General features: G+C 64.4%; 29 protein-coding genes. All 29 read left to right on the forward strand.

The features are described from left to right. The first annotated feature begins 76 nt into the window (after positions 1-76). The 29 genes from rpoB (at position 77) to WFK61_RS13885 (ending at position 25,464) form a co-directional block, all read left to right on the forward strand. Complete coding sequence (rpoB, locus tag WFK61_RS13745) at positions 77-4,198, forward strand: DNA-directed RNA polymerase subunit beta (protein ID WP_336812515.1); 4,122 nt, start codon at positions 77-79, stop codon at positions 4,196-4,198. 109 nt (positions 4,199-4,307) lie between these two features. Beyond that, positions 4,308-8,492, forward strand: a complete 4,185-nt coding sequence (rpoC, locus tag WFK61_RS13750) for a DNA-directed RNA polymerase subunit beta' (RefSeq protein WP_336812517.1) — start codon at positions 4,308-4,310, stop codon at positions 8,490-8,492. Positions 8,493-9,167: 675 nt separating this feature from the next. After that, positions 9,168-9,539 (forward strand): 30S ribosomal protein S12, encoded by a 372-nt coding sequence (rpsL, locus tag WFK61_RS13755; RefSeq protein ID WP_199085547.1) that lies wholly within the window; start codon positions 9,168-9,170, stop codon positions 9,537-9,539. Between the two features lie 70 nt (positions 9,540-9,609). After that, entirely contained in the window at positions 9,610-10,080 is a 471-nt protein-coding gene (gene rpsG / locus WFK61_RS13760) for a 30S ribosomal protein S7 (RefSeq protein WP_089175040.1), read from the forward strand. A 33-nt stretch (positions 10,081-10,113) separates the two neighbouring features. After that, the gene (gene fusA / locus WFK61_RS13765; protein ID WP_336812522.1) at positions 10,114-12,189 is read left to right on the forward strand and encodes an elongation factor G; all 2,076 of its coding nucleotides are present in this window, start codon (positions 10,114-10,116) and stop codon (positions 12,187-12,189) included. Positions 12,190-12,240: 51 nt separating this feature from the next. After that, positions 12,241-13,431, forward strand: a complete 1,191-nt coding sequence (gene tuf / locus WFK61_RS13770; protein WP_336812524.1) for an elongation factor Tu — start codon at positions 12,241-12,243, stop codon at positions 13,429-13,431. Between the two features lie 69 nt (positions 13,432-13,500). Continuing rightward, positions 13,501-13,809: a 30S ribosomal protein S10 gene (gene rpsJ, locus WFK61_RS13775; RefSeq protein ID WP_043237115.1), complete on the forward strand. Its 309-nt coding sequence runs from the start codon at positions 13,501-13,503 to the stop codon at positions 13,807-13,809. Positions 13,810-13,878: 69 nt separating this feature from the next. Continuing rightward, a complete protein-coding gene (rplC, locus tag WFK61_RS13780) occupies positions 13,879-14,607 on the forward strand; it encodes a 50S ribosomal protein L3 (RefSeq protein WP_306224000.1) in 729 nt (242 codons plus the stop codon). Beyond that, complete coding sequence (gene rplD, locus WFK61_RS13785) at positions 14,607-15,227, forward strand: 50S ribosomal protein L4 (protein ID WP_257732006.1); 621 nt, start codon at positions 14,607-14,609, stop codon at positions 15,225-15,227. The genes rplC and rplD overlap by 1 nt, the downstream gene beginning before the upstream one ends. Next, the gene (locus WFK61_RS13790; protein WP_047582026.1) at positions 15,224-15,535 is read left to right on the forward strand and encodes a 50S ribosomal protein L23; all 312 of its coding nucleotides are present in this window, start codon (positions 15,224-15,226) and stop codon (positions 15,533-15,535) included. Before rplD ends, WFK61_RS13790 begins: the two co-directional genes overlap by 4 nt. Before the next feature lie 10 nt (positions 15,536-15,545). After that, positions 15,546-16,388, forward strand: a complete 843-nt coding sequence (gene rplB / locus WFK61_RS13795) for a 50S ribosomal protein L2 (RefSeq protein ID WP_336812531.1) — start codon at positions 15,546-15,548, stop codon at positions 16,386-16,388. An 8-nt stretch (positions 16,389-16,396) separates the two neighbouring features. Then, positions 16,397-16,675: a 30S ribosomal protein S19 gene (rpsS, locus tag WFK61_RS13800; protein WP_047582029.1), complete on the forward strand. Its 279-nt coding sequence runs from the start codon at positions 16,397-16,399 to the stop codon at positions 16,673-16,675. A 3-nt stretch (positions 16,676-16,678) separates the two neighbouring features. Beyond that, the gene (rplV, locus tag WFK61_RS13805; protein ID WP_047582031.1) at positions 16,679-17,062 is read left to right on the forward strand and encodes a 50S ribosomal protein L22; all 384 of its coding nucleotides are present in this window, start codon (positions 16,679-16,681) and stop codon (positions 17,060-17,062) included. Between the two features lie 10 nt (positions 17,063-17,072). After that, positions 17,073-17,804 carry a 30S ribosomal protein S3 gene (rpsC, locus tag WFK61_RS13810; protein WP_199085552.1) on the forward strand — a complete coding sequence of 244 codons (732 nt, stop codon included), beginning with the start codon at positions 17,073-17,075 and terminating at the stop codon, positions 17,802-17,804. A gap of 18 nt (positions 17,805-17,822) precedes the next feature. After that, complete coding sequence (rplP, locus tag WFK61_RS13815) at positions 17,823-18,236, forward strand: 50S ribosomal protein L16 (protein WP_112581124.1); 414 nt, start codon at positions 17,823-17,825, stop codon at positions 18,234-18,236. An 11-nt stretch (positions 18,237-18,247) separates the two neighbouring features. Beyond that, positions 18,248-18,460: a 50S ribosomal protein L29 gene (rpmC, locus tag WFK61_RS13820; protein WP_047582036.1), complete on the forward strand. Its 213-nt coding sequence runs from the start codon at positions 18,248-18,250 to the stop codon at positions 18,458-18,460. 10 nt (positions 18,461-18,470) lie between these two features. Next, on the forward strand, positions 18,471-18,713 hold the full coding sequence (gene rpsQ / locus WFK61_RS13825; protein WP_199085553.1) for a 30S ribosomal protein S17: 243 nt from the start codon (positions 18,471-18,473) through the stop codon (positions 18,711-18,713). A 209-nt stretch (positions 18,714-18,922) separates the two neighbouring features. Beyond that, on the forward strand, positions 18,923-19,291 hold the full coding sequence (rplN, locus tag WFK61_RS13830) for a 50S ribosomal protein L14 (RefSeq protein WP_038365406.1): 369 nt from the start codon (positions 18,923-18,925) through the stop codon (positions 19,289-19,291). Continuing rightward, positions 19,291-19,608 carry a 50S ribosomal protein L24 gene (gene rplX, locus WFK61_RS13835; RefSeq protein ID WP_336812536.1) on the forward strand — a complete coding sequence of 106 codons (318 nt, stop codon included), beginning with the start codon at positions 19,291-19,293 and terminating at the stop codon, positions 19,606-19,608. Before rplN ends, rplX begins: the two co-directional genes overlap by 1 nt. After that, the gene (rplE, locus tag WFK61_RS13840; RefSeq protein ID WP_199085555.1) at positions 19,601-20,167 is read left to right on the forward strand and encodes a 50S ribosomal protein L5; all 567 of its coding nucleotides are present in this window, start codon (positions 19,601-19,603) and stop codon (positions 20,165-20,167) included. Before rplX ends, rplE begins: the two co-directional genes overlap by 8 nt. 36 nt (positions 20,168-20,203) lie before the next feature. Continuing rightward, positions 20,204-20,509, forward strand: coding sequence for a 30S ribosomal protein S14 (gene rpsN / locus WFK61_RS13845; protein WP_199085556.1), 306 nt, complete (start codon positions 20,204-20,206; stop codon positions 20,507-20,509). 14 nt (positions 20,510-20,523) lie between these two features. Further along, positions 20,524-20,922 carry a 30S ribosomal protein S8 gene (gene rpsH, locus WFK61_RS13850; protein WP_047582049.1) on the forward strand — a complete coding sequence of 133 codons (399 nt, stop codon included), beginning with the start codon at positions 20,524-20,526 and terminating at the stop codon, positions 20,920-20,922. 38 nt (positions 20,923-20,960) lie between these two features. Continuing rightward, positions 20,961-21,494: a 50S ribosomal protein L6 gene (gene rplF / locus WFK61_RS13855; RefSeq protein ID WP_336812538.1), complete on the forward strand. Its 534-nt coding sequence runs from the start codon at positions 20,961-20,963 to the stop codon at positions 21,492-21,494. Between the two features lie 11 nt (positions 21,495-21,505). Next, the gene (rplR, locus tag WFK61_RS13860) at positions 21,506-21,868 is read left to right on the forward strand and encodes a 50S ribosomal protein L18 (RefSeq protein ID WP_336812540.1); all 363 of its coding nucleotides are present in this window, start codon (positions 21,506-21,508) and stop codon (positions 21,866-21,868) included. 145 nt (positions 21,869-22,013) lie between these two features. Then, a complete protein-coding gene (gene rpsE / locus WFK61_RS13865) occupies positions 22,014-22,577 on the forward strand; it encodes a 30S ribosomal protein S5 (protein ID WP_047582054.1) in 564 nt (187 codons plus the stop codon). Positions 22,578-22,587: 10 nt separating this feature from the next. Next, positions 22,588-22,782 carry a 50S ribosomal protein L30 gene (gene rpmD / locus WFK61_RS13870; protein ID WP_061967372.1) on the forward strand — a complete coding sequence of 65 codons (195 nt, stop codon included), beginning with the start codon at positions 22,588-22,590 and terminating at the stop codon, positions 22,780-22,782. A gap of 12 nt (positions 22,783-22,794) precedes the next feature. After that, positions 22,795-23,274 carry a 50S ribosomal protein L15 gene (gene rplO, locus WFK61_RS13875; RefSeq protein WP_257732001.1) on the forward strand — a complete coding sequence of 160 codons (480 nt, stop codon included), beginning with the start codon at positions 22,795-22,797 and terminating at the stop codon, positions 23,272-23,274. 258 nt (positions 23,275-23,532) lie between these two features. After that, entirely contained in the window at positions 23,533-24,870 is a 1,338-nt protein-coding gene (secY, locus tag WFK61_RS13880; protein WP_336812543.1) for a preprotein translocase subunit SecY, read from the forward strand. Continuing rightward, positions 24,871-25,464 carry an adenylate kinase gene (locus WFK61_RS13885; protein WP_336812545.1) on the forward strand — a complete coding sequence of 198 codons (594 nt, stop codon included), beginning with the start codon at positions 24,871-24,873 and terminating at the stop codon, positions 25,462-25,464. Positions 25,465-25,528: the final 64 nt, after the last annotated feature.

Consider the following 25,528-nt stretch of genomic DNA (forward strand, 5'->3'; position numbering starts at 1 on the left):
GACAGATGAATCTGCGCGGATGTGTCAAGGTTGGGCATGGCGTTCTCCGCCGGGCCCGAAGAACGCGAGGAACAACATGGTCAATTCGCTCCAGGGTCGCAGGCGCGTCCGCAAGTTCTTCGGCAAGCTCAAGGAAGTGGCGGAGATGCCGAACCTCATCGAGGTTCAGAAGGCGTCCTACGACCAGTTCCTGATGGTCGACGAGCCCAAGGGCGGCCGCGCCGACGAGGGTCTGCAGTCCGTCTTCAAGTCCGTCTTCCCGATCGGCGATTTCTCCGGCGCCTCGCTGCTGGAGTTCGTGAAGTACACCTTCGAGCCGCCGAAATACGACGTCGACGAGTGCCGCCAGCGCGGCATGACCTTCTCCGCGCCGCTCAAGGTGACGCTGCGCCTGATCGTGTTCGATATCGATCCGGACACCCAGGCCAAGTCGGTCAAGGACATCAAGGAGCAGGATGTCTACATGGGCGACATGCCGCTCATGACCGACAACGGCACCTTCATCGTCAACGGCACCGAGCGCGTCATCGTCTCGCAGATGCACCGTTCGCCGGGCGTGTTCTTCGACCACGACAAGGGCAAGACCCATTCCTCGGGCAAGCTGCTCTTCGCCGCGCGCATCATCCCCTATCGCGGTTCCTGGCTCGACATCGAGTTCGACGCCAAGGACATCGTCTATGCCCGTATCGACCGGAAGCGTAAGATCCCGGTCACCTCGCTGCTGTTCGCGCTCGGCATGGACGGCGAGGAGATCCTCAACCGCTTCTACAACCACATCACCTACGCCAAGGACGCCAAGGGCTGGCGCGTTCCCTACGACGCGGAGCGCATGAAGGGCTTCAAGGCCTCCGAGGACCTGATCGACGCCGATACCGGCGAGGTCGTGGTCGAGGCCGGCAAGAAGCTCGTCGCCCGCACCGCCCGCCAGCTGGCCGAGAAGGGCCTGAAGTTCCTGCGCGCGCAGGACGAGGACCTGTACACCCAGTACATCGCCGAGGACCTGGTCAACCCGGCGACGGGCGAGGTCTATGCCGAGGCCGGCGAGGAGATCACCGAGAAGCTGCTGAAGCAGCTCGTCGACGAAGGCTTCGACGAGATCCCGGTGCTCGACATCGACCACATCACGGTCGGCCCCTACATCCGCAACACGCTGAACGTCGACAAGAACTCGCGCCGCGAGGAAGCCCTGTTCGACATCTACCGCGTGATGCGTCCGGGCGAGCCGCCGACCCTCGAGACGGCTGAGAACATGTTCCAGTCGCTGTTCTTCGATGCCGAGCGCTACGACCTCTCGGCCGTGGGCCGCGTCAAGATGAACATGCGCCTCGACCTCGATGCCGAGGACACCGTGCGCATCCTGCGCAAGGAAGACATCTTCGCGGTCGTCAAGGCGCTGGTCGACCTGCGCGACGGCAAGGGCGAGATCGACGACATCGACCATCTCGGCAACCGCCGCGTGCGCTCGGTCGGCGAGCTCATGGAGAACCAGTACCGCCTGGGCCTGCTCCGCATGGAGCGCGCCATCAAGGAGCGCATGTCCTCGGTCGATATCGACACGGTCATGCCGCAGGACCTGATCAACGCGAAGCCGGCGGCTGCCGCCGTGCGCGAGTTCTTCGGCTCGTCGCAGCTCTCGCAGTTCATGGACCAGACCAACCCGCTCTCGGAAGTCACCCACAAGCGCCGTCTCTCGGCGCTTGGCCCGGGCGGCCTGACCCGCGAGCGCGCCGGCTTCGAGGTGCGCGACGTGCACCCGACCCACTACGGCCGCATCTGCCCGATCGAGACGCCGGAAGGTCCGAATATCGGTCTGATCAACTCGCTCGCCACCTTCGCGCGGGTGAACAAGTATGGCTTCATCGAGAGCCCGTATCGCCGCATCCGTGACGGCAAGGTCACGAACGAGGTGATCTATCTCTCGGCGATGGAAGAGGCGAAGTACAATGTCGCCCAGGCGAATGCCGCCGTCGACGCCGAAGGCCGCCTGACGGACGACCTGATCGTCTGCCGCCGCGCCGGCGAAGTCATCGTCACCCCGGTCGACAAGGTCGACTTCCAGGACGTGTCGCCGAAGCAGCTCGTCTCGGTCGCCGCGGCGCTGATCCCGTTCCTTGAGAACGACGACGCGAACCGCGCGCTGATGGGCTCGAACATGCAGCGCCAGGCGGTGCCGCTGGTTCGCGCCGACGCGCCCTTCGTCGGCACCGGCATGGAAGCCGTCGTCGCCCGTGACTCGGGCGCTGCGATCGCGGCCCGCCGCGGCGGTATCGTCGACCAGGTCGACGCGACCCGTATCGTTATCCGCGCTTCGGACGAGATGGACCCGACCAAGCCCGGCGTCGACATCTACCGCCTGCAGAAGTTCCAGCGCTCCAACCAGTCGACCTGCATCACGCAGCGTCCGCTGGTCCGCGTCGGTGACATCGTCAAGAAGGGCGACATCGTCGCCGACGGCCCGTCGACGGAGTTCGGCGAGCTCGCGCTCGGCCGCAACGTGCTCGTCGCGTTCATGCCGTGGAACGGTTACAACTTCGAGGACTCGATCCTTCTCTCCGAGAACATCGTGGCCCAGGACGTCTTCACCTCGATCCATATCGAGGAGTTCGAGGTCATGGCCCGCGACACCAAGCTCGGCCCGGAGGAAATCACGCGCGACATTCCGAACGTTTCGGAAGAGGCGCTGAAGAACCTAGACGAAGCCGGCATCGTCTATATCGGCGCTGAAGTGGCGGCGGGCGACATCCTCGTCGGCAAGATCACGCCGAAGGGCGAGAGCCCGATGACCCCGGAAGAGAAGCTGCTGCGCGCCATCTTCGGCGAAAAGGCTTCGGACGTGCGCGACACCTCGCTGCGCGTTCCCCCGGGCGTGCAGGGCACGATCGTCGAGGTCCGCGTGTTCAACCGCCATGGCGTCGACAAGGACGAGCGCGCCCAGGCGATCGAGCGCGAGGAGATCGAGCGTCTCGCCAAGGACCGTGACGACGAGCAGGCGATCCTGGACCGTAACACCTTCGCGCGTCTGGCCGAGATCCTGACCGGCAAGACCGGCCTTGCCGGCCCGAAGGGCTTCAAGAAGGACACGCTCATCACCCGCGAGGTGATGAGCGAGTTCCCGCGCTCGCAGTGGTGGCTGTTCGCGACCGCCGAAGACGCGCTGATGACCGAGATCGAGGCGATGCGGAAGCAGTACGACGAGTCGAAGAAGCGCCTTGAGCAGCGCTTCCTCGACAAGGTCGAGAAGCTGCAGCGTGGCGACGAGCTGCCTCCGGGCGTGATGAAGATGGTCAAGGTCTTCGTCGCGGTGAAGCGCAAGATCCAGCCGGGCGACAAGATGGCCGGCCGTCACGGCAACAAGGGCGTGGTCTCGCGCATCGTGCCGGTGGAGGACATGCCGTTCCTCGAGGACGGCACCCACGCCGACATCGTGCTGAACCCGCTCGGCGTGCCCTCGCGCATGAATGTCGGTCAGATCCTGGAGACCCATCTGGGTTGGGCTGCGGCCGGTCTCGGCAAGCAGATCTCGAAGGCTCTCGACGCCTACAAGAAGTCCAACGACTTCAAGGCGCTGAAGGCCGAGTTCGATGCCGTCTACGAGGATAACGAGATCATCGCCTCGATGGACGAGAACGAGCTCGTCGAGATGGGCCAGAACCTGCGCCGCGGCGTTCCCGTCGCGACCCCGGTGTTCAACGGCGCCAAGGAGGCCGATATCGAGCGGCTCCTGGAGCAGGCCGGCCTGCATTCGTCTGGTCAGTCGACCCTCTATGACGGCCGCACGGGTGAGCCTTTCGACCGCAAGGTGACGATGGGCTACATCTACATGCTCAAGCTGCACCACCTGGTCGACGACAAGATCCACGCCCGTTCGATCGGTCCGTACTCGCTCGTCACCCAGCAGCCGCTGGGCGGCAAGGCGCAGTTCGGCGGCCAGCGCTTCGGCGAAATGGAGGTCTGGGCGCTCGAAGCCTATGGCGCCGCCTACACCCTGCAGGAAATGCTGACGGTGAAGTCGGACGACGTCGCGGGCCGCACCAAGGTCTACGAGTCGATCGTGCGCGGCGAGGACAACTTCGAGGCGGGCATCCCCGAGAGCTTCAACGTTCTCGTCAAGGAAATGCGCTCGCTCGGCCTCAACGTCGAGCTGATCAACAACAAGGTGAAGCCGGGCGAGTTGCCGCCGGCCGAAGCGGCCGAGTGAGTCGTTAACCAAACCTTGGGTACATGCCGGCGGCGCTGATGCCGCCGGCCACGGATTTCAGAAGCCGGGCAGGGTGGCCTTCGTCCCCGCCGGCTAGAGGAGACAGGCGATGAAGCAAGAGGTCATGAACCTTTTCGGCCAGCAGCCGGTCCAGCAGGCCTTCGACGCGATCAAGATTTCGATCGCGAGCCCGGAGAAGATCCTGTCCTGGTCCTATGGCGAGATCAAAAAGCCGGAGACCATCAACTACCGCACGTTCAAGCCGGAGCGTGACGGCCTGTTCTGCGCGCGCATCTTCGGGCCGATCAAGGACTACGAGTGCCTGTGCGGCAAGTACAAGCGCATGAAGTTCAAGGGCGTCATCTGCGAGAAGTGCGGCGTGGAAGTCACGCTCGCCCGCGTCCGGCGCGAGCGCATGGGCCATATCGAGCTGGCCGCCCCGGTTGCGCATATCTGGTTCCTGAAGTCGCTGCCCTCGCGCATCGGCCTCCTGATGGATATGCCGCTCAAGGACCTGGAGCGCATCCTCTATTTCGAAAGCTATGTCGTCATCGAGCCGGGCCTCACCCCGCTCAAGGACCGTCAGCTGCTGTCGGAAGAAGAGTATGTCCGGGCTCAGGAAGAGTACGGCGCGGACACCTTCACCGCCATGATCGGCGCGGAAGCCATCCGCGAGATGCTGCGCGCGCTCGACCTCGACCAGATCAACGCCGATCTCAAGCATGAGATCGCGACGACGACGTCGGAGCTGAAGCCCAAGAAGCTGATGAAGCGCCTCAAGATCATCGAGGCCTTCCAGGAGTCGGGCAACAAGCCGGAATGGATGGTGATGACCCAGATCCCGGTCATCCCGCCGGATCTGCGCCCGCTCGTTCCGCTCGATGGCGGCCGCTTCGCGACCTCGGACCTGAACGACCTCTATCGCCGCGTCATCAACCGCAACAACCGCCTGAAGCGCCTCATCGAGCTGCGCGCGCCGGACATCATCATCCGCAACGAGAAGCGGATGCTGCAGGAGTCCGTCGACGCCCTGTTCGACAACGGCCGCCGCGGCCGCGTCATCACGGGTGCCAACAAGCGCCCGCTGAAGTCGCTCGCCGACATGCTGAAGGGCAAGCAGGGCCGCTTCCGCCAGAACCTGCTCGGCAAGCGCGTCGACTACTCGGGCCGTTCGGTCATCGTCGTCGGCCCGGAGATGAAGCTGCATCAGTGCGGCCTGCCGAAGAAGATGGCGCTGGAGCTGTTCAAGCCGTTCATCTATGCGCGCCTCGACGCCAAGGGCTACTCGACCACGGTCAAGCAGGCCAAGAAGCTCGTCGAGAAGGAGAAGCCGGAGGTCTGGGATATCCTGGACGAGGTCATCCGCGAGCATCCGGTGATGCTGAACCGCGCCCCGACGCTGCACCGCCTCGGCATCCAGGCCTTCGAGCCCGTGCTGATCGAGGGCAAGGCGATCCAGCTGCACCCGCTGGTCTGCGCCGCCTTCAACGCGGACTTCGACGGCGACCAGATGGCCGTGCACGTCCCGCTGTCGCTCGAGGCGCAGCTGGAAGCGCGCGTGCTGATGATGTCGACCAACAACATCCTGCACCCGGCGAACGGCATGCCGATCATCGTGCCGTCGCAGGACATCGTGCTCGGCCTCTACTACCTCTCGATCATCTCGGATGGCGAGCCGGGCCAGGGCAAGATCTTCGGTGATTTCGGCGAGCTCGAATACGCGCTGCACGAGAAGGTCGTGACGCTGCATTCGAAGATCAAATACCGCTGGACCGGCATCGGCCATGACGGCAAGCCGTACACCAAGATCTACGACACCACGCCGGGTCGCGTGATCCTCTCGACCGCGCTGCCGGAGCACCCGGCTGTGTCCTTCGACGTCGTCAACAAGCTGATGACCAAGAAGGAGATCTCCGGAATGATCGACGCCGTATATCGCGGCTGCGGTCAGAAGGAATCGGTGATCTTCTGCGACCGCGTCATGGCGCTCGGCTTCCGCCACGCGTTCAAGGCCGGCATCTCCTTCGGCAAGGACGACATGGTCGTGCCGGAGAACAAGTGGCAGATCGTCGACACGACCCGCGCGCTCGCCAAGGATTACGAGCAGCAGTACCAGGACGGCCTGATCACCCAGGGCGAGAAGTACAACAAGGTCGTCGACGCTTGGGCGAAGTGCTCCGACAAGCTCGCCCAGGAGATGATGGCCCGCATCTCGACCGTCCAGAAGGACGAGACCGGCCGCGACAAGCAGATCAACTCGATCTACATGATGTCGCACTCGGGCGCCCGTGGTTCGCCGGCGCAGATGCGCCAGCTCGCCGCCATGCGCGGCCTGATGGCCAAGCCGTCGGGCGAGATCATCGAGAGCCCGATCATCTCGAACTTCAAGGAAGGCCTAGACGTTCTCGAGTACTTCAACTCGACCCACGGCGCCCGCAAGGGTCTCGCCGACACGGCACTCAAGACGGCCAACTCCGGCTATCTCACCCGCCGTCTCGTCGACGTGGCGCAGGACGCGATCATCTCCGAGGTGGATTGCGGCTCGGATAACGGCATCAAGATGCGCGCCATCGTCGATGCCGGCCAGGTCGTCGCTTCGCTCGGCATGCGCATCCTGGGTCGCGCTGCGGCCGAGGACGTCGTCGATGTCGATGGCAATGTGCTCGTCGCCAAGGGCGTCGTGATCGAAGAGAGCGACATCGCCAGGATCAACGCCGCCGGCGTCCAGGAGGTGAAGATCCGTTCGGTTCTCACCTGTGAGACCAAGAACGGCGTCTGCGCCACCTGCTATGGTCGCGACCTCGCTCGCGGCACGCCCGTCAACATGGGCGAGGCCGTCGGCGTCATCGCGGCGCAGTCGATCGGCGAGCCGGGCACGCAGCTCACCATGCGTACCTTCCACATCGGCGGCGCGGCCACCATCGCCGACCAGTCCTTCGTCGAGTCGAACTTCGAAGGCACGGTCAAGATGCGCAACCGCAACGTCGCGCGGAACTCGGACGGCGACCTCATCGCCATGGCGCGCAACATCGCCATCGTGATCGTCGGTCCGGACGGCGCCGAGCGCGCGGTCCATCGCGTCCAGTTCGGCTCCAAGCTGCGCGTAGACGAGGGCGACAAGGTCAAGCGCGGCCAGCGTCTGATCGAGTGGGACCCCTATTCCCGCCCGATCCTCGCGGAAGTGGACGGCAAGGTCGGCTACGAGGACCTCGTGGACGGCATGTCGATCACCGAGACGACCGACGAGGCGACCGGCATCTCGAAGCGCGTCGTCATCGACTGGCGCGGTTCGGCCCGCACGGCCGATCTCAAGCCGGCGATGGTGATCCAGGGCCCCGACGGGAAGGTCGCGAAGCTCGCCCGCGGTGGCGAAGCCCGCTACATCCTGCCGGTCGACGGCATCATCTCGGTGGAGCCGGGCCATGCGATCAAGGCCGGCGACGTGCTCGCCCGTGTCTCGACCGACTCGGCCAAGACCCGCGACATCACCGGCGGTCTGCCGCGCGTCGCGGAGCTGTTCGAGGCGCGTCGTCCGAAGGATGCGGCGATCATTGCCGAGAAGTCGGGCGTCATCGGCTTCGGCAAGGATTACAAGAACAAGCGTCGCGTCACGCTGACGCCGCATGACGGTTCCGACGGGGTCGAGTACCTGATCCCGAAGGGCAAGCACATCCATCTCCAGGAAGGCGATGTCGTGGAGGTCGGCGACTATATCCTCGACGGCAACCCGGCCCCGCACGACATCCTTGCGATCAAGGGCGTCGAGGAGCTGGCAGCTTATCTGGTCAACGAAATCCAGGAGGTCTATCGCCTCCAGGGCGTGACCATCAACGATAAGCACATCGAGGTCATCGTCCGGCAGATGCTGCAGAAGGTCGAGATCACCGAGTCCGGCGACAGCGACATCCTGACCGGCGATCAGGTCGATCGGATCGAGCTGGAAGAGGTCAACGCGAAGCTGCGCGAAGAGGGCAAGAAGCCGGCATCCGGCGTTCCGGTCCTGCTCGGCATCACCAAGGCCTCGCTGCAGACCCGCTCCTTCATCTCGGCGGCGTCCTTCCAGGAGACCACTCGCGTCCTCACCGAGGCGGCGGTCAACGGCAAGTCGGACATGCTCGAAGGCCTCAAGGAGAACGTCATCGTCGGCTCGCTCATCCCGGCCGGCACCGGCGCCCAGGTTGCCCGCATCAAGCAGGTGGCCACGCGTCGCGACGATCTCATCGTCGGCCAGAAGGCGGATGCGGCGGCCAAGGCCGCCAAGGCAGCCGCCGCGGTCCTCCCGGCTGCCGAGTAAGCAGCCCGACGAAAGCCAGATGTTACGGAACGGCCGCCTTCGGGCGGCCGTTTTGCTTTCTTGGGCGGCATTCCTTGCCGTCCGTATGAGCTTGCAGCCTGGCGCCGCGCGGCCCGGCAGAGCGAGCTCTCGGCCCTGCTCGCCCGCATGGCGGCCCGATAGGGCGGGGTGGCAAGCTCGCCGGACGACCCCACGACCGGATGATTCTGTTCTGGGGATGGTGTGACGCTCGGGATCGAAGGGAGCTGTACGCCCCGGTTCGGCTCGCTATGCTGTCGACCGGCGCACGGCCTTCGGTCGCGCAGGGCTCGAAGACGTCATTCGCCCAGCGATTGGCGGAAATGCGGGCCGAAACGCGCCTCAAACCTGAATCCGGGGTTGACGCGAATCTCCGCGTGAGTCATAAGCGCGCCACTGTCGACGGCTGTCGGACACGTTTGTCGCTTGTGCATGGTTCGCAAGCGAGTCTCGCGACCGAAACTCCGTCGGAATTCCAGCGTCGATTGACGACATGGCAGGATGCATGAACGCGGGTTTTCCGTGTTCCTCTGCTGGCGAACGCGCCTGAGGCCCCTGAAAGGGCGCCGATGGCGCGGCTTCGTTTATGTCATGGCTTTGCTCGGCCTGGGAGATTGACCAGGAATTTCCAAACGCTCAGTGGGGCGAGAGGCCAGAATGCCGACAATCAGCCAGCTCATCCGCAAGTCGCGGTCGCCCGTGAAGGCGCGTAACACCGCCCCGGCGCTTGAGAATTGCCCGCAGAAGCGCGGCGTTTGCACGCGCGTCTATACGACGACCCCGAAGAAGCCGAACTCGGCGCTCCGCAAGGTTGCGAAGGTTCGCCTGACCAACGGCTTCGAGGTGATCGGCTACATCCCCGGCGAGGGTCACAACCTCCAGGAGCACTCTGTCGTCATGATCCGTGGCGGCCGCGTGAAGGACCTTCCCGGCGTGCGCTATCACATCCTGCGCGGTGTGCTCGACACGCAGGGCGTCAAGAACCGCAAGCAGCGCCGTTCGAAGTACGGCGCGAAGCGTCCCAAGTAATTTCGGCCCGACCGGCCGGGCGACCTGCCTGAGCCGGTTCGCCGCGTTGAAGATTTACGGAGACTAGACGATGTCCCGCCGCCATAGTGCCGAAAAGCGCGAAGTTATCCCGGACCCGAAGTTCGGCGATATCGTCGTGACCAAGTTCATGAACTCGGTCATGTACGAAGGTAAGAAGTCGACCGCCGAGCGGATCGTCTACGGTGCCTTCGACATCATCGAGGCGAAGACCAAGAGCGAGCCGCTCGGCGTCTTCAAGTCGGCGCTCGAGAACGTCGCTCCGGCGATCGAGGTCCGTTCGCGTCGCGTCGGCGGCGCGACCTATCAGGTTCCGGTCGAGGTTCGCACCGAGCGTCGTCAGGCGCTGGCGATCCGCTGGCTGATCGCTGCCGCTCGCGGCCGCAACGACAAGACCATGGTGGAGCGCCTGTCGGCTGAGCTGATGGATGCCGCCAACAACCGCGGCAACGCCGTCAAGAAGCGCGAAGACACGCACCGGATGGCGGAAGCCAACCGCGCCTTCTCGCACTACCGCTGGTAAGCGGCGCGCTGACCCGAGACATAGAGCACGATCATGGCCCGTTCCCATCCCATCGACCGTTATCGCAACTTCGGCATCATGGCCCACATTGATGCCGGCAAGACGACGACGACCGAGCGCATCCTCTACTACACCGGCAAGTCCCATAAGATCGGCGAAGTCCATGACGGCGCCGCCACCATGGACTGGATGACGCAGGAGCAGGAGCGTGGCATCACGATCACCTCGGCTGCGACGACCTGCTTCTGGCGCGACAACCGCCTGAACATCATCGACACCCCCGGCCACGTCGACTTCACCATCGAAGTCGAGCGTTCGCTGCGCGTGCTCGACGGCGCCGTCTGCGTTCTCGACGGCAACCAGGGCGTCGAGCCCCAGACCGAGACCGTCTGGCGCCAGGCCGACAAGTACGACGTTCCGCGCGTCGTGTTCGTCAACAAGATGGACAAGATCGGCGCCGATTTCTATCGCTGCGTCCAGGACATCATCGACCGCGTCGCCGGCAAGCCCGTCTGCCTGCAGATCCCGATCGGTTCGGAGTCCAACTTCGCGGGCGTCGTCGACCTCGTGAAGATGAAGGCGATCGTCTGGAATGGCGAGGCGCTCGGCGCTTCGTTCGAAGAGCAGGACATCCCGGCCGATCTCGCCGACAAGGCTGCTGAGTATCGCTCGAAGCTCGTCGAGGCCGCCGTCGAGATGGACGACGCCGCGATGGAGGCTTACCTCGAAGGTAACGAGCCGGACGCCGACACCCTGCGTCGCCTGGTGCGCACCGCCGTGCAGCGCCGCGCGTTCCATCCGGTCCTCTGCGGTTCGTCCTTCAAGAACAAGGGCGTGCAGCCGCTGCTCGACGCCGTCGTCGACTATCTGCCGTCGCCGGTGGATCGCGGCGCGGTCGAAGGCATCGACTTCAAGACCGAAGAGCCGACCACTCGCAACCCGACCGACTCCGATCCGTTCGCGATGCTCGCGTTCAAGATCATGGACGACCCCTTCGTCGGCACCATCACCTTCTGCCGCATCTATTCGGGCAAGGTCGAAGCTGGCCAGGGCGTCATCAACTCGACCCGCGACAAGAAGGAGCGCGTCGGTCGCATGCTCCTGATGCATGCGAACAACCGCGAGGACATCAAGGAGGCTTATGCCGGCGACATCGTCGCCCTGGCCGGCCTCAAGGACGTCCGCACCGGCGACACGCTCTGCGACCCGACCAACGCGGTCATCCTTGAGCGCATGGAGTTCCCCGAGCCGGTCATCACGATCGCGATCGAGCCGAAGTCCAAGGCCGACCAGGAGAAGCTGGGCCTCGCCCTGTCGAAGCTCGCGAACGAGGATCCGTCCTTCCGCGTGTCGACCGACCAGGAGAGCGGCCAGACCATCCTGAAGGGCATGGGCGAGCTGCATCTCGACATCAAGGTCGACATCCTGAAGCGCACCTACAAGGTCGACGCCAATATCGGCGCGCCGCAGGTTGCGTATCGCGAGACGCTGACCAAGAAGGCCGAGGTCGACTACACCCACAAGAAGCAGACCGGCGGTACGGGCCAGTTCGCTCGCGTCAAGCTCGTCATCGAGCCGAACGAGACCGGCAAGGGCTTCGAGTTTGAGTCGAAGATCGTCGGCGGCGCGGTGCCGAAGGAGTACATCCCGGGCGTCGAAAAGGGCCTGAACTCGGTCATCGGCTCCGGCGTGCTCGCCGGCTTCCCGGTGGTCGACGTCAAGGTCTCGCTGATCGACGGCGCCTTCCACGAAGTCGACTCGTCGGCCCTGGCCTTCGAAATCGCCTCCCGTGCGGCGCTCCGCGAGGGTCTGCAGAAGGGCGGCTCCGTCCTGCTCGAGCCGATCATGAAGGTCGAGGTCGTGACCCCGGAAGACTACACCGGCTCGGTCATCGGCGACCTGAACTCGCGTCGTGGCCAGATCCAGGGCCAGGACATGCGCGGCAACGCCGTCGTGATCAACGCGATGGTTCCGCTGGCGAACATGTTCGGCTACGTGAACCAGCTTCGCTCGTTCTCGCAGGGCCGTGCCAACTACACGATGCAGTTCGACCACTATGAGCAGGTGCCGTCGGCGGTGGCCGCCGAGGTCCAGGCCAAGTACGCCTGAACCCCGCACCGAACCGACTGACCATTTGAACAAGATCTGACGGAGGCTACGATGGCCAAAGAGAAGTTTTCGCGGAACAAGCCGCACTGCAACATTGGAACGATTGGTCACGTTGACCATGGCAAGACGTCTTTGACGGCTGCGATCACGAAGGTTCTGGCCGAGACGGGCGGCGCTTCGTTCACGGCGTATGACCAGATCGACAAGGCCCCGGAAGAGAAGGCGCGCGGCATCACGATCTCGACCGCTCACGTCGAGTACGAGACGGCGAACCGCCACTATGCCCACGTCGACTGCCCCGGCCACGCCGACTACGTGAAGAACATGATCACGGGCGCGGCGCAGATGGACGGCGCGATCCTGGTTGTGTCGGCTGCCGACGGCCCGATGCCGCAGACCCGCGAGCACATCCTGCTGGCGCGCCAGGTCGGCGTTCCCGCGCTGGTGGTGTTCATGAACAAGGTCGACCTGGTCGACGACGCCGAGCTGCTCGAGCTCGTCGAGATGGAGATCCGCGAGCTCCTCTCGAAGTACGACTTCCCCGGCGACGACATCCCGATCACCAAGGGCTCGGCCAAGGTCGCGCTGGACAACGGCGACAAGGCGATCGGCCATGACGCGGTCGTCGCGCTGATGAAGACGGTGGACGAGTACATCCCGCAGCCGGAGCGTCCGATCGACCAGCCGTTCCTGATGCCGGTCGAAGACGTGTTCTCGATCTCGGGCCGTGGCACGGTTGTGACCGGCCGCGTCGAGCGCGGCATCGTCAAGGTCGGCGAGGAAATCGAGATCGTCGGCCTGAAGGACACGGTGAAGACGACCGTCACGGGCGTCGAGATGTTCCGCAAGCTGCTGGACCAGGGCCAGGCCGGCGACAACATCGGCGCGCTGCTGCGCGGCACGAAGCGTGAGGACGTCGAGCGCGGCCAGGTGCTGTGCAAGCCGGGCTCGGTGAAGCCGCACACGAAGTTCAAGGCCGAGGCCTACATTCTGACGAAGGAAGAGGGTGGCCGTCACACGCCGTTCTTCACCAACTACCGCCCGCAGTTCTACTTCCGCACGACGGACGTGACCGGCGTGGTCTCGCTGCCGGAAGGCACGGAGATGGTGATGCCGGGCGACAACATCTCGATGGAGGTGACGCTGATCGCCCCGATCGCGATGGAAGAGAAGCTGCGCTTCGCCATCCGCGAAGGCGGTCGCACCGTCGGCGCCGGCGTCGTCGCCAGCATCATCGCGTAACGCGTTTGCGTGAGGGGCAAGGGCCCTTCGGGGCCTTTGCCTTTTCTCACGTCACGGAGAACTAAGACCATGAACGGTCAGAACATTCGGATCCGCCTCAAGGCGTTCGACCACCGCATCCTCGACGCTTCGACGCGCGAGATCGTGTCGACCGCGAAGCGGACGGGCGCCCAGGTCCGCGGACCGATTCCGCTGCCCACGCTCATCGAGAAGTTCACCGTCAACCGCTCGCCCCACATCGACAAGAAGTCGCGCGAGCAGTTCGAGATGCGGACCCACAAGCGGGTTCTCGACATCGTCGACCCGACCCCCCAGACGGTCGACGCCCTCATGAAGCTCGATCTCGCCGCCGGCGTCGACGTCGAAATCAAGCTCTGATCCGATTAAACGGGTCCTCTGTTTCCGGCGAACCCGGATGGACATGACCCCAAAGGAAGGTATGCACCGATGCGTTCCGGTGTGATTGCACAGAAAGTCGGGATGACCCGCATCTTCACGGATGCCGGCGAGCACATCCCGGTCACCGTGCTGAAGCTCGACAACTGCCAGGTCGTCGCGCATCGCACGATCGAGAAGAACGGCTATGTGGCCGTGCAGCTGGGCTCCGGCCAGGCGAAGGTGAAGAATGTCTCGAAGGCTGAGCGCGGTCATTTCGCGGTCGCCAAGGTCGAGCCGAAGCGCAAGGTGGTCGAGTTCCGCGTCAGCAATGACGCGCTGATCCCCGTCGGCGCCGAGCTGACCGCGGACCACTTCGTCGTCGGCCAGTTCGTCGATGTCTCCGGCACCACCACCGGTAAGGGTTTCGCCGGCGGTATGAAGCGCTGGAACTTCGGCGGTCTGCGCGCCACGCACGGCGTGTCGGTCTCGCATCGCTCGATCGGTTCGACCGGTGGCCGTCAGGACCCGGGCAAGACCTTCAAGAACAAGAAGATGCCGGGCCATCTCGGCGCCGAGCGCGTCACCACGCAGAACCTGCGCGTCGTCCAGACGGACGCCGAGCGCGGCCTGATCCTCGTCGAGGGCGCCGTTCCTGGCGTCGCCGGCGGCTGGATCCACGTTCGTGACGCCGTCAAGCGCGCCCTGCCGAAGGATGCGCCGCTGCCGGGCAAGTTCAAGGTTTCCGGCGAGGGCAAGGCGGAAGAGGCTCCTGCGGCCCAGGCTGAGGAGAACGCGTGATGAAATTCGATATCACCACTCTTGAAGGCAAGTCGGCCGGTTCGGTCGAGCTGTCGGATGAGGTGTTCGGCCTTGAGCCGCGCGCCGATCTGCTTGCCCGCATGGTCCGCTATCAGCTCGCCAAGCGCCGCGCCGGGACCCACAAGTCCAAGGGCCGCTCGGAAGTCGATCGCACCCGCAAGAAGATCTACAAGCAGAAGGGCACCGGCGGCGCTCGCCACGGCGCGGCTTCGGCTCCGCAGTTCCGCGGCGGCGGCAAGGCCTTCGGCCCGGTCCTGCGCGACCACGGCCACGACCTTCCCAAGAAGGTCCGTGCACTGGCTCTGCGTCACGCTCTCTCGGCCAAGGCCAAGGATGCCGGCATCATCGTGATCGACGATGCCAAGCTCTCCGAGCCGAAGACCAAGGTGCTGCTCGGCCATTTCGGCAAGCTCGACCTGTCGAGCGCGCTGATCATCGGCGGCGCCGAGATCGATACCAATTTCGGCCTGGCCGCTCGCTCGATCCCGAATGTCGACGTGCTGCCGGTTCAGGGCATCAACGTTTACGACATCCTGCGTCGCGACAAGCTTGTCCTGACGCGCGCGGCCGTCGATGCGCTGGAGGCGCGCTTCAAATGAGCCAGTCCGCCAAGAACCTCGACCCGCGCCACTACGATGTGATCGTGGCGCCGGTCATCACCGAGAAGGCGACGATGCTCTCGGAGCATAACAAGGTCGTCTTCAAGGTTGCCAAGACCGCAACGAAGCCGCAGATCAAGGCGGCGATCGAGAAGCTCTTCGACGTCAAGGTCAAGAGCGTCAACACGATCGTCACCGAGGGCAAGGTCAAGATGTTCCGTGGCCGTCCCGGCCAGCGTTCGGACGTCAAGAAGGCGGTCGTGACCCTCGAAGAGGGCCACTCCATCGACGTGACCACGGGCCTGTGAGGAAATCATCATGGCTTTGAAGAACTTCAAGCCGATCACGCCGAGCCTTCGCCAGCTCGTGATCGTCGACCGCAGCGAGCTCTACAAGGGCAAGCCGGTCAAGGTGCTGACCGAGGGCAAGAGCTCCTCGGGCGGCCGTAACAACCTCGGCCGCATCACCGTCCGCTTCCGCGGCGGTGGCCACAAGCGCACGCTGCGTCTCATCGACTTCAAGCGTCGCGGCAAGGCCGGTATTCCGGCGACCGTCGAGCGGATCGAGTACGATCCGAACCGCACGGCCTTCATCGCCCTGATCAAGTATCAGGACGGCGAGCTCTCCTACATCCTGGCGCCGCAGCGCCTGGCTGTCGGCGACACGGTCCTCGCGGGTGACTCGGTCGACGTAAAGCCCGGCAACGCGGCTCCGATGGGCGCGCTGCCGATCGGCACGATCGTGCACAATGTCGAGCTGAAGATCGGCAAGGGCGGCGCCCTGGCCCGTTCGGCCGGCAACTACGCCCAGATCGTCGGTCGCGACCAGGGCTACGTCATCGTCCGCCTGAACTCGGGCGAGCAGCGCCTGATCTCGGGCCTGTGCTATGCTACGGTCGGCGCCGTCTCGAACCCGGATCACATGAACCGGAACGACGGTAAGGCTGGTCGCTCGCGCTGGCTCGGCCGCCGTCCGCATAACCGCGGCGTCTCGATGAACCCGGTTGACCATCCGCACGGCGGTGGTGAAGGCCGGACCTCGGGTGGCCGTCATCCGGTCACGCCCTGGGGTCTGCCGACCAAGGGTAAGAAGACCCGCTCGAACAAGCGGACCGATACGTTCATCGTGTCGAGCCGTCACGCCCGCAAGAAGAAGAACTGAGGTCCGTCATGGCGCGTTCGCTTTGGAAAGGTCCGTTCGTCGACGGATACCTCCTGAAGAAGGCCGAGGTCGCCAGGACCTCGGCTCGTAATGAAGTTATCAAGATCTGGAGCCGTCGCTCCACGATCCTGCCGCAGTTCGTCGGTCTGACGTTCGGCGTCTACAACGGCCATAAGCATGTGCCGGTGTCCGTGTCCGAGGAGATGGTGGGGCACAAGTTCGGCGAGTTCTCGCCGACCCGCACCTTCCACGGCCACGCCGCCGACAAGAAGGCGAAGAGGAAGTAAGCCATGGGTAAAGCATCCGCCCCCCGTGCGCTGCCCGAGAACGAAGCCACTGCGATCGCTCGCAACCTTCGCGTCTCGCCGCAGAAGCTGAACCTCGTCGCTCAGCTGATCCGTGGCAAGAAGGTCGCGACTGCGCTCGCCGATCTCGAGTTCTCGCGCAAGCGGATCTCGCTCGACGTGCGCAAGTGCCTCCAGAGCGCGATCGCCAACGCCGAGAACAACCATGATCTCGATGTCGACGATCTCGTCGTGGCACAGGCCTTCGTCGGCAAGGCGCTCGTCATGAAGCGCTTCCATGCCCGCGCCCGCGGCCGTGGCGCCCGTATCCTGAAGCCGTTCTCGAACATCACGATCGTGGTGCGCGAAGTGCAGGCTGCGAAGGCCTGAGGAGAGAACGATGGGTCAGAAAATCAATCCGATCGGCCTTCGCCTCGGCATCAACCGCACCTGGGACTCGCGTTGGTTCGCCAACAAGGGCGAGTACGGCAAGCTGCTGCATGAAGACATGGCCATCCGCGCCGCGCTCATGAAGCTGCTGAAACAGGCCGCTGTCTCGAAGATCATCATCGAGCGCCCGCACCGGAAGTGCCGCGTCACCATCCACTCGGCTCGTCCGGGCGTGGTGATCGGCAAGAAGGGTGCCGACATCGAGAAGCTCCGCAAGGAAGTCTCGAAGCTCACCAAGGCCGACGTGACGATCAACATCGTCGAGGTGCGCAAGCCCGAGATCGACGCGACGCTCGTCGCCGACTCGATCGCCCAGCAGCTCGAGCGCCGCGTCGCTTTCCGTCGCGCCATGAAGCGCGCCGTTCAGTCGGCGATGCGTCTGGGCGCCGAGGGCATCCGCATCAACTGCTCGGGCCGTCTCGGCGGCGCCGAGATCGCCCGCCTCGAATGGTACCGTGAGGGCCGCGTGCCGCTGCATACGCTGCGCGCCGACGTCGATTACGGCGTCGCCACCGCTTTCACGACCTACGGGACGTGCGGCATCAAGGTCTGGATCTTCAAGGGCGAGATCCTGGAACACGACCCGATGGCCCAGGACAAGCGCCTCTCCGACGAGGGCGGCCGCTCTGGCGGTCGTGACCGTGATCACCGCGATCGCGATCGTCGCGAGCAGGCTGCGTAAGGCTGATCGAGAAGAGCCATGCTGCAACCAAAACGCACCAAGTTCCGCAAGCAGTTCAAGGGACGCATCTCCGGCGTCGCCAAGGGCGGCACGGACCTCAACTTCGGCCAGTTCGGCCTGAAGGCCCAGGAGCCCGAGCGCGTCACCGCCCGGCAGATCGAGGCGGCCCGCCGCGCGATCACCCGCGCCATGAAGCGCGTTGGCCGTGTCTGGATCCGCGTGTTCCCCGACGTGCCGGTTTCCAAGAAGCCGACCGAAGTCCGCATGGGTAAGGGCAAGGGTTCGCCCGAGTTCTGGGCGGCCAAGGTCAAGCCTGGCCGGATCATGTTCGAGCTCGACGGCGTGTCCGAGGAGATCGCCCGCGAGGCGCTCCGTCTCGGTGCCGCCAAGCTGCCGATCAAGACGCGCTTCATCCAGCGCATTGCCGAGTGAGGGAGGGCAAGATGAAAATTACACAGCGTCAGTCCGACCTGAAGGCCATGAGCACGGACCAGCTCCAGGACGAGCTCCTGAAGCTCAAGAAGGAGCAGTTCAACCTGCGCTTCCAGAAGGCCACCGGGCAGCTCGAGAACACCGCGCGCGTCACTGAAGTGCGCAAGGACATCGCCCGCATCAAGACGCTGCAGCGGTCGAAGACCGTCGCGGCGAGCGCGTGAGGAGAGAATAATGCCTAAGCGCGTACTGCAGGGCGTCGTCGTCAGCGACAAGCAGAACAAAACTGTTGTGGTCAAGGTCGAGCGGCGTTATACGCACCCGCTGCTCAAGAAGACGGTGCGCCGCACGAAGAACTATCACGCCCATGACGAGGCGGGTTCGTTCAAGGTCGGCGACACGGTTTGGATCGAGGAGTCCAAGCCGATTTCCAAGCTGAAAAGCTGGGTTGTGCTCGAGGACGCCCCCAAGGCGTGATTCGAGACGGCTTCGCCCGGCCCCGAATCAGGGGCAGGGCGGGGCAGGAAAGAAGCCGGACATGTTTCTCCGCAAAGGTGGAAACCACTTTTGCGGATCGTGTTTTGTTTGAGGCCAGGGGGCGATCGACCCCCGTCAGTCGTAGTCCCGGTCGGCGCTGATGCGGTCCGGGAAACCGCGCTGATACACAGATTGGAAGGATCAAGGCCATGATCCAGGTGCAGACGAATCTCGACGTCGCCGACAATTCCGGCGCGCGTCGCGTGATGTGCATCAAGGTTCTCGGCGGGTCGAAGCGGCGCTATGCCCGTATTGGCGACATCATCGTCGTTTCGATCAAGGAAGCCATTCCGCGCGGTCGCGTGAAGAAGGGCGACGTCATGAAGGCGGTCGTCGTTCGCACCGCCAAGGACGTCAAGCGCCAGGATGGTTCGGTGATTCGCTTCGACCGCAATGCGGCCGTGCTGATCAACAACCAGAAGGAGCCGGTCGGCACGCGTATCTTCGGACCGGTTCCGCGCGAGCTGCGCGCCAAGAACCACATGAAGATCATCTCGCTGGCGCCGGAGGTGCTGTGATGGCTGCTAAGATCAAGAAGGGCGACAAGGTCGTCGTGCTCGCTGGTCGCGACAAGGGCAAGTCGGGCGAAGTTCTGCAGGTCCTGCCGAAGGATGCCCGCGCCGTCGTGCGTGGTGTCAACCTGGTCAAGCGGCACACCAAGCAGTCGCAGACGTCCGAGGGTGGCATCATCTCGAAAGAGGCCACCATCGACCTGTCGAACATCGCCATCGCCGATCCGAAGGATGGCAAGGCCACCCGCGTCGGTTTCAAGGTGCTCGAAGACGGCCGCAAGGTTCGTTTCGCCAAGCGTTCGGGGGATCTGATCGATGGCTGAGGCTCAGCAGGCGGCTCTCTCGCCGCGCATGAAGAAGCATTACGAGGACGTCGTTCGTCCCGCGATGATCGCCGAATTCGGCTACAAGAACGTCATGGAAGTGCCGACGATCGAGAAGATCGTCATCAACATGGGCGTTGGTGAAGCGACTGCCGACCGCAAGAAGGTCGACAACGCCGCCGGCGACCTCGCCATGATCGCTGGCCAGAAGCCGGTCATCACCAAGTCCCGCCTCGCCATCGCCGGCTTCAAGCTGCGCGAGAACATGGCTGTTGGCTGCAAGGTCACGCTGCGCAAGACCAAGATGTTCGAGTTCGTCGACCGGCTCGTCACCATCGCCTTGCCGCGCGTGCGCGACTTCCGGGGCCTCAACCCCAAGTCGTTCGACGGGCGCGGTAACTTCGCGCTCGGGATCAAGGAGCACATCGTGTTCCCCGAGATCAACTACGACAAGGTCGACCAGGTCTGGGGCATGGACGTGATCGTCTGCACGACTGCTAAGTCGGACGACGAAGCGCGCGCTCTGCTCAAGCACTTCAACTTCCCGTTCCGGCAGTGAACCTAAGCGTTCATACGCGGAAACCAGGAGAGATCGATGGCTAAGAAAAGCTCCGTCGAGAACAACGAGCGCCGCAGGAAGCTGGTGAAGAAATTCGCCGGCCGCCGGGCTCGCCTTCTCGCGATCGCCAATGACGACAACCAGCCCATGGACGAGCGTTTCCTCGCCCGCCTGAAGCTGGCCGAACTGCCGCGCAACTCGGCCAAGATCCGCATTCGCAACCGCTGCGAAGTGACGGGTCGTCCGCGCGCGTTCTATCGCAAGCTCAAGATGTCGCGTGTCGCGCTGCGTGAGCTCGGTAACAAGGGGCTGGTTCCCGGCCTCGTGAAATCGAGCTGGTAAGGAGGACTGGAACAATGGCAATCATTGATCCGCTCGGCGATATGCTGACCCGCATCCGCAATGCGCAGATGCGTCGCAAGTCCCGCGTTTCCACCCCGGGCTCGAAGCTGCGCGCCCGCGTGCTCGACGTGCTGCAGTCCGAGGGCTACATCCGCGGCTACAGCCAGACCGAGTTCGGCAACGGCCGGACCGAGTTCGACATCGAGCTGAAGTATCACGAGGGTCAGCCGGTCATCCGGTCGATCTCGCGTGTTTCGAAGCCCGGCCGCCGCGTTTACTCGTCGGTCGAGACCATGCCGCGCGTGGCCGATGGCCTTGGCGTGACGATCGTCTCGACCCCGCGTGGCGTGATGGCCGATCATGTGGCCCGCGAGCAGAACGTGGGCGGCGAAGTGCTCTGCAAGGTCTTCTGACCTTACAGGCGCCCCGCTCATTTTCAGGAGAAATCCAAATGTCTCGTATCGGTAAGAAGCCGGTTTCGGTTCCCGCGGGCGTCACTGCCTCGGTCACCGGTCAGCTCGTCAAGATCAAGGGCTCCAAGGGCGAGCTCTCCTTCGAGGTTCCCGAGGACGTCTCGGTCGCCATGGAGAACGGCGCGATCGCGGTTCAGCCGCGTTCGCAGTCCAAGCGCGCCCGTGCGCTCTGGGGCACCTCGCGTGCCCGCATCAACAACCTCGTGATCGGCACTACCGCCGGCTTCGAGAAGCGCCTCGAGATCAACGGCGTCGGCTACAAGGCCGCCGTCGCTGGCAAGGTGCTGAAGCTGTCGCTCGGCTACAGCCACGACATCGACTACGAAATCCCGGCCGGCGTCGCGATCGTGACGCCGAAGCCGACGGAAATCGTCGTCACCGGCATCGACAAGCAGGTCGTCGGCCAGACTGCCGCGGAGATCCGCGACTATCGTGGCCCCGAGCCCTACAAGGGCAAGGGCGTCAAGTACGCCGGCGAGTTCATCTTCCGCAAGGAAGGCAAGAAGAAGTAAGGACGCCAGCCATGAGCAAGCAGAACGATGTGACTGCGCGCCGCAAGGCCCGCGTCCGCCGCGCGATCAAGGCGGTTGCCAATGGTCGCCCGCGCCTGTCCGTGCACCGCACCGGCAAGCAGATCTACGCCCAGGTCATCGACGATGTGAACGGGGTTACCCTCGCTTCCGCCTCGTCGCGCGACAAGGACGTGCGCGACCAGATCAAGTCCGGCGCGAATGTCGAGGCCGCCACCCAGATCGGCAAGATCGTTGCCGAGCGCGCGGTCAAGGCCGGCGTGACGGATGTGGTCTTCGACCGCGGCCCGTACATGTACCATGGCCGCGTCAAGGCGCTGGCCGATGCAGCCCGCGAGGGCGGCCTCAGCTTCTGAGGTTATCGGGTTTCGCCCGGCCCGGCGTCACGCGCTGGCCGGGCGAAACCTGTTTACTGGCTTCCCCGCGCAATGACGCACGGGGTTAGGCTCGAGCGAGCGGCGGGGCTTCGATCCTCGTCCGCGCAAGTAAGAGGACAGACACATGGCTAGAGAGCCGCGTGAGCGTAAAGATCGGGAAACGGAAGTTTCCGAATTCGTGGACAAGCTCGTCCACATCAACCGCGTCGCCAAGGTGGTGAAGGGTGGTCGTCGCTTCGGCTTCGCCGCGCTCGTCGTCGTCGGCGACCAGAAGGGCCGCGTCGGCTTCGGCCACGGCAAGGCTCGTGAAGTTCCCGAGGCGATCCGCAAGGCGACTGAAGCCGCCAAGCGCGGCCTCGTCCGTATCCCGCTGCGCGAGGGTCGTACCCTCCATCACGACGTGCAGGGCCGCCACGGCGCCGGCAAGGTCGTGCTGCGCGCAGCTCCCGCTGGTACCGGCATCATCGCCGGCGGCCCGATGCGCGCCGTCTTCGAGGCGGTCGGCATGCAGGACGTCGTGTCGAAGTCGCTCGGCTCCTCCAACCCGTACAACCTCGTGCGCGCCACCTTCGACGCGCTGAAGAACGAGGACAGCCCGCGCTCGGTCGCGGCTCGTCGCTCGCTCAAGGTTTCGGCCCTGCAGACCCGTCGCCGCGATGCCGGCACGGATGCGGCCGCGGAAGCGTGAGGGGGGAATCATGGCAAAGGCTGAGAAGACCTTCACCATCGAGCAGATCGGTTCGCCGATCCGCCGCGAGGCCACCCAGCGCCAGACCCTCATCGGTCTCGGCCTGAACAAGATCCGCCGCCGCTCGACCCTCCAGGACACCCCCGCGGTGCGTGGCATGGTCGAGAAGGTCAAGCACCTCGTCCGCGTCGTCGACGCGAAGTGAGGAGGGCGCCACATGAAACTCAATGAAATCCGTGACAACGAAGGCGCTCTGAAGCAGCGCATCCGCGTCGGCCGTGGCATTGGCTCCGGCAAGGGCAAGACCGGTGGTCGCGGCGTGAAGGGTCAGACCTCGCGCGCCGGCGTCGCCATCAAGGGCTTCGAAGGCGGCCAGATGCCGCTGTATCGTCGCCTGCCGAAGCGCGGCTTCAATAACCTCTTCGCCAAGGATCTGAACGAGGTGAACCTCGGTCGCATCCAGCAGGCGGTGGAAGCCGGCAAGCTCGATGCCAAGGGCACTGTGACCATCGAGGCGCTCGTCGCCGCCGGTGTCATCACCCGCCAGGCCAAGGACGGCGTCAAGATTCTGGGCGTCGGCGAGCTCAAGACCAAGCTTGCTTTCGAAGTCGCGGGCGCGTCCAAGTCGGCCGTCGCTGCGATCGAGAAGGCCGGCGGTTCGGTCAAGATCCTGGCGGCTGCCGCTTCACAGGCGTGATCCTAACGCCTACATGACGTTTGCGAACGGCGGCCGGGCCATGCGCCTTGGCCGCCGTTTGACTGTTTGACGCAAGGCACGAATCCGCAGACAGCACCTCGCGTGCGTTGGGGGATGTGCTTCCAGAGCATCGGACCGAAAAGTGGACCCCACTTTTCGGATCAATCCGATGCTCCGACAATGAGATGGATCATCGTTACCGCGTCCGGTAGGACGCGCGATGATCTGGGACCAGTTTGAGACCCAGGGACCGGACGCATGGCATCGGCGGCTGAACAGCTTGCGGCGAACCTCAATTTCGGGGCTTTCGCCAAGGCGGATGAACTCAAGAAGCGAATCTGGTTCACGCTGGGCGCGCTGGTCATCTACCGGCTCGGCACCTACATCCCGCTCCCGGGCATGAACCCGGACGCGGTGGCCGACCTGTTCCGCCAGACCCAGTCCGGCATGCTCGGCATGTTCAACATGTTCTCGGGCGGCGCGGTCGGGCGTCTCGCGATCTTCGCGCTGGCGATCATGCCCTACATCTCGGCCTCGATCATCGTGCAGCTGCTCTCCAGCGTCGTGCCGAGCTTCGAGGCGCTGAAGAAGGAAGGCGAGCAGGGCCGCAAGACCCTGAACCAGTACACCCGCTACCTCACCCTCGTGCTGGCCGTGTTCCAGGCTTATGCGATCGGCGTCGGTCTCCAGGGCTCGGGCAACCTCGTGCTGCAGCCGGGGCCGTTCTTCCTGCTTTCGACCACGATCACGCTCGTCGGCGGCACGATGTTCCTGCTCTGGCTGGGTGAGCAGATCACCAGCCGCGGCATTGGCAACGGTACGTCGATGATCATCTTCGCGGGCATCATCGCCGAGTTCCCGGCGCAGCTCGCCCAGACCTTCGAGCTCGGCCGCCAGGGCGCGATCTCGACCGGCCTGCTGCTTGGCGTGCTCGTCATGGCGGTCTGCGTCATCGCCTTCTGCGTGTTCATGGAGCGCGCCCAGCGCCGCCTGCTGATCAACTATCCGAAGCGCCAGGTCGGCAACCGCATATATGAGGGCCAGACCTCGTTCCTGCCGCTGAAGCTCAACACCGCCGGCGTCATCCCGCCGATCTTCGCCTCGTCGCTGCTGCTGCTGCCGACGACCGTCGCGAGCTTCCAGCAGGCCTCGGGAGGCACCGGCTTCCTGTCGACCATGGCGACCTATCTGGCGCATGGCCGGCCGCTGTTCATGATCCTCTATGCGGCGCTGATCATCTTCTTCTGCTTCTTCTACACCGCGATCGTGTTCAATCCGGTCGAGACGGCCGACAATCTCAAGAAGCATGGCGGCTTCATGCCGGGCATCCGCCCCGGCGAGCGGACCGCCGAGCATATCGACCGCATCCTCACGCGCATCACCGTTCTCGGCGCAGGATATTTGACGATTGTCTGCCTTATCCCCGAGTTCATGATCACCTATGCTCAGATCCCGATCATCCTGCTGGGCGGCACCTCGCTGCTCATCGTGGTGACGACGACGATGGACACCGTGGCGCAAGTTCACGGGCACCTGCTGGCCCATCAGTACGAAGGGCTGGTCAAGAAGGCCAAGTTGCGAGGAGCGAGGCGCTAAATGCGACTAATATTCCTGGGGCCGCCGGGGGCGGGTAAAGGCACTCAGGCGGCGCGCATCGTCGCGAAGCACGGCATTCCGCAACTCTCGACCGGCGACATGCTGCGCGCGGCGGTCGCCAACGGTACGCCGGTGGGCCAGAAGGCCAAGGCGGTGATGGATGCGGGCGGGCTGGTCTCGGACGAGATCGTCATCGGCATCGTCGCCGACCGTATCGAAGAGGCGGATGCCAGGAAGGGTTTCATCCTCGACGGCTTTCCGCGGACCCTGGCCCAGGCCGAGGCGCTCGACCGGATGCTGGACGGCAAGGGCCTCAAGCTCGATGCCGTGCTCGAACTCCGGGTCGACCAGAGCAAGCTCGTCGACCGCATCGTCCGCCGCGCCGAGGAGGCGAGGGCGGCCGGGCAGCCGGTGCGCAAGGATGACGATCCGGAGGTCTTCAAGACCCGGCTCGAAGCCTATAACCGCGATACCGCAGTGGTCGCGCCTTATTACGAGAAGCGTGGCCAGCTGACGGCGATCGACGGCATGCAGCCGATCGACAGCGTCTCGCAGGCGATCACGGACGCGCTTTCGGTCGCTGCTCAGGGCTGATCGGCTCTCCAGCGAAACCAGTTCGAACCCGGGCGGACCTCACGGTCCGGCCGGGTTCTTCGTT

The sequence above is a fragment of the Allobosea sp. MMO-172 genome, from assembly GCF_037147855.1.
In the GTDB taxonomy this organism is placed as follows: domain Bacteria; phylum Pseudomonadota; class Alphaproteobacteria; order Rhizobiales; family Beijerinckiaceae; genus Allobosea.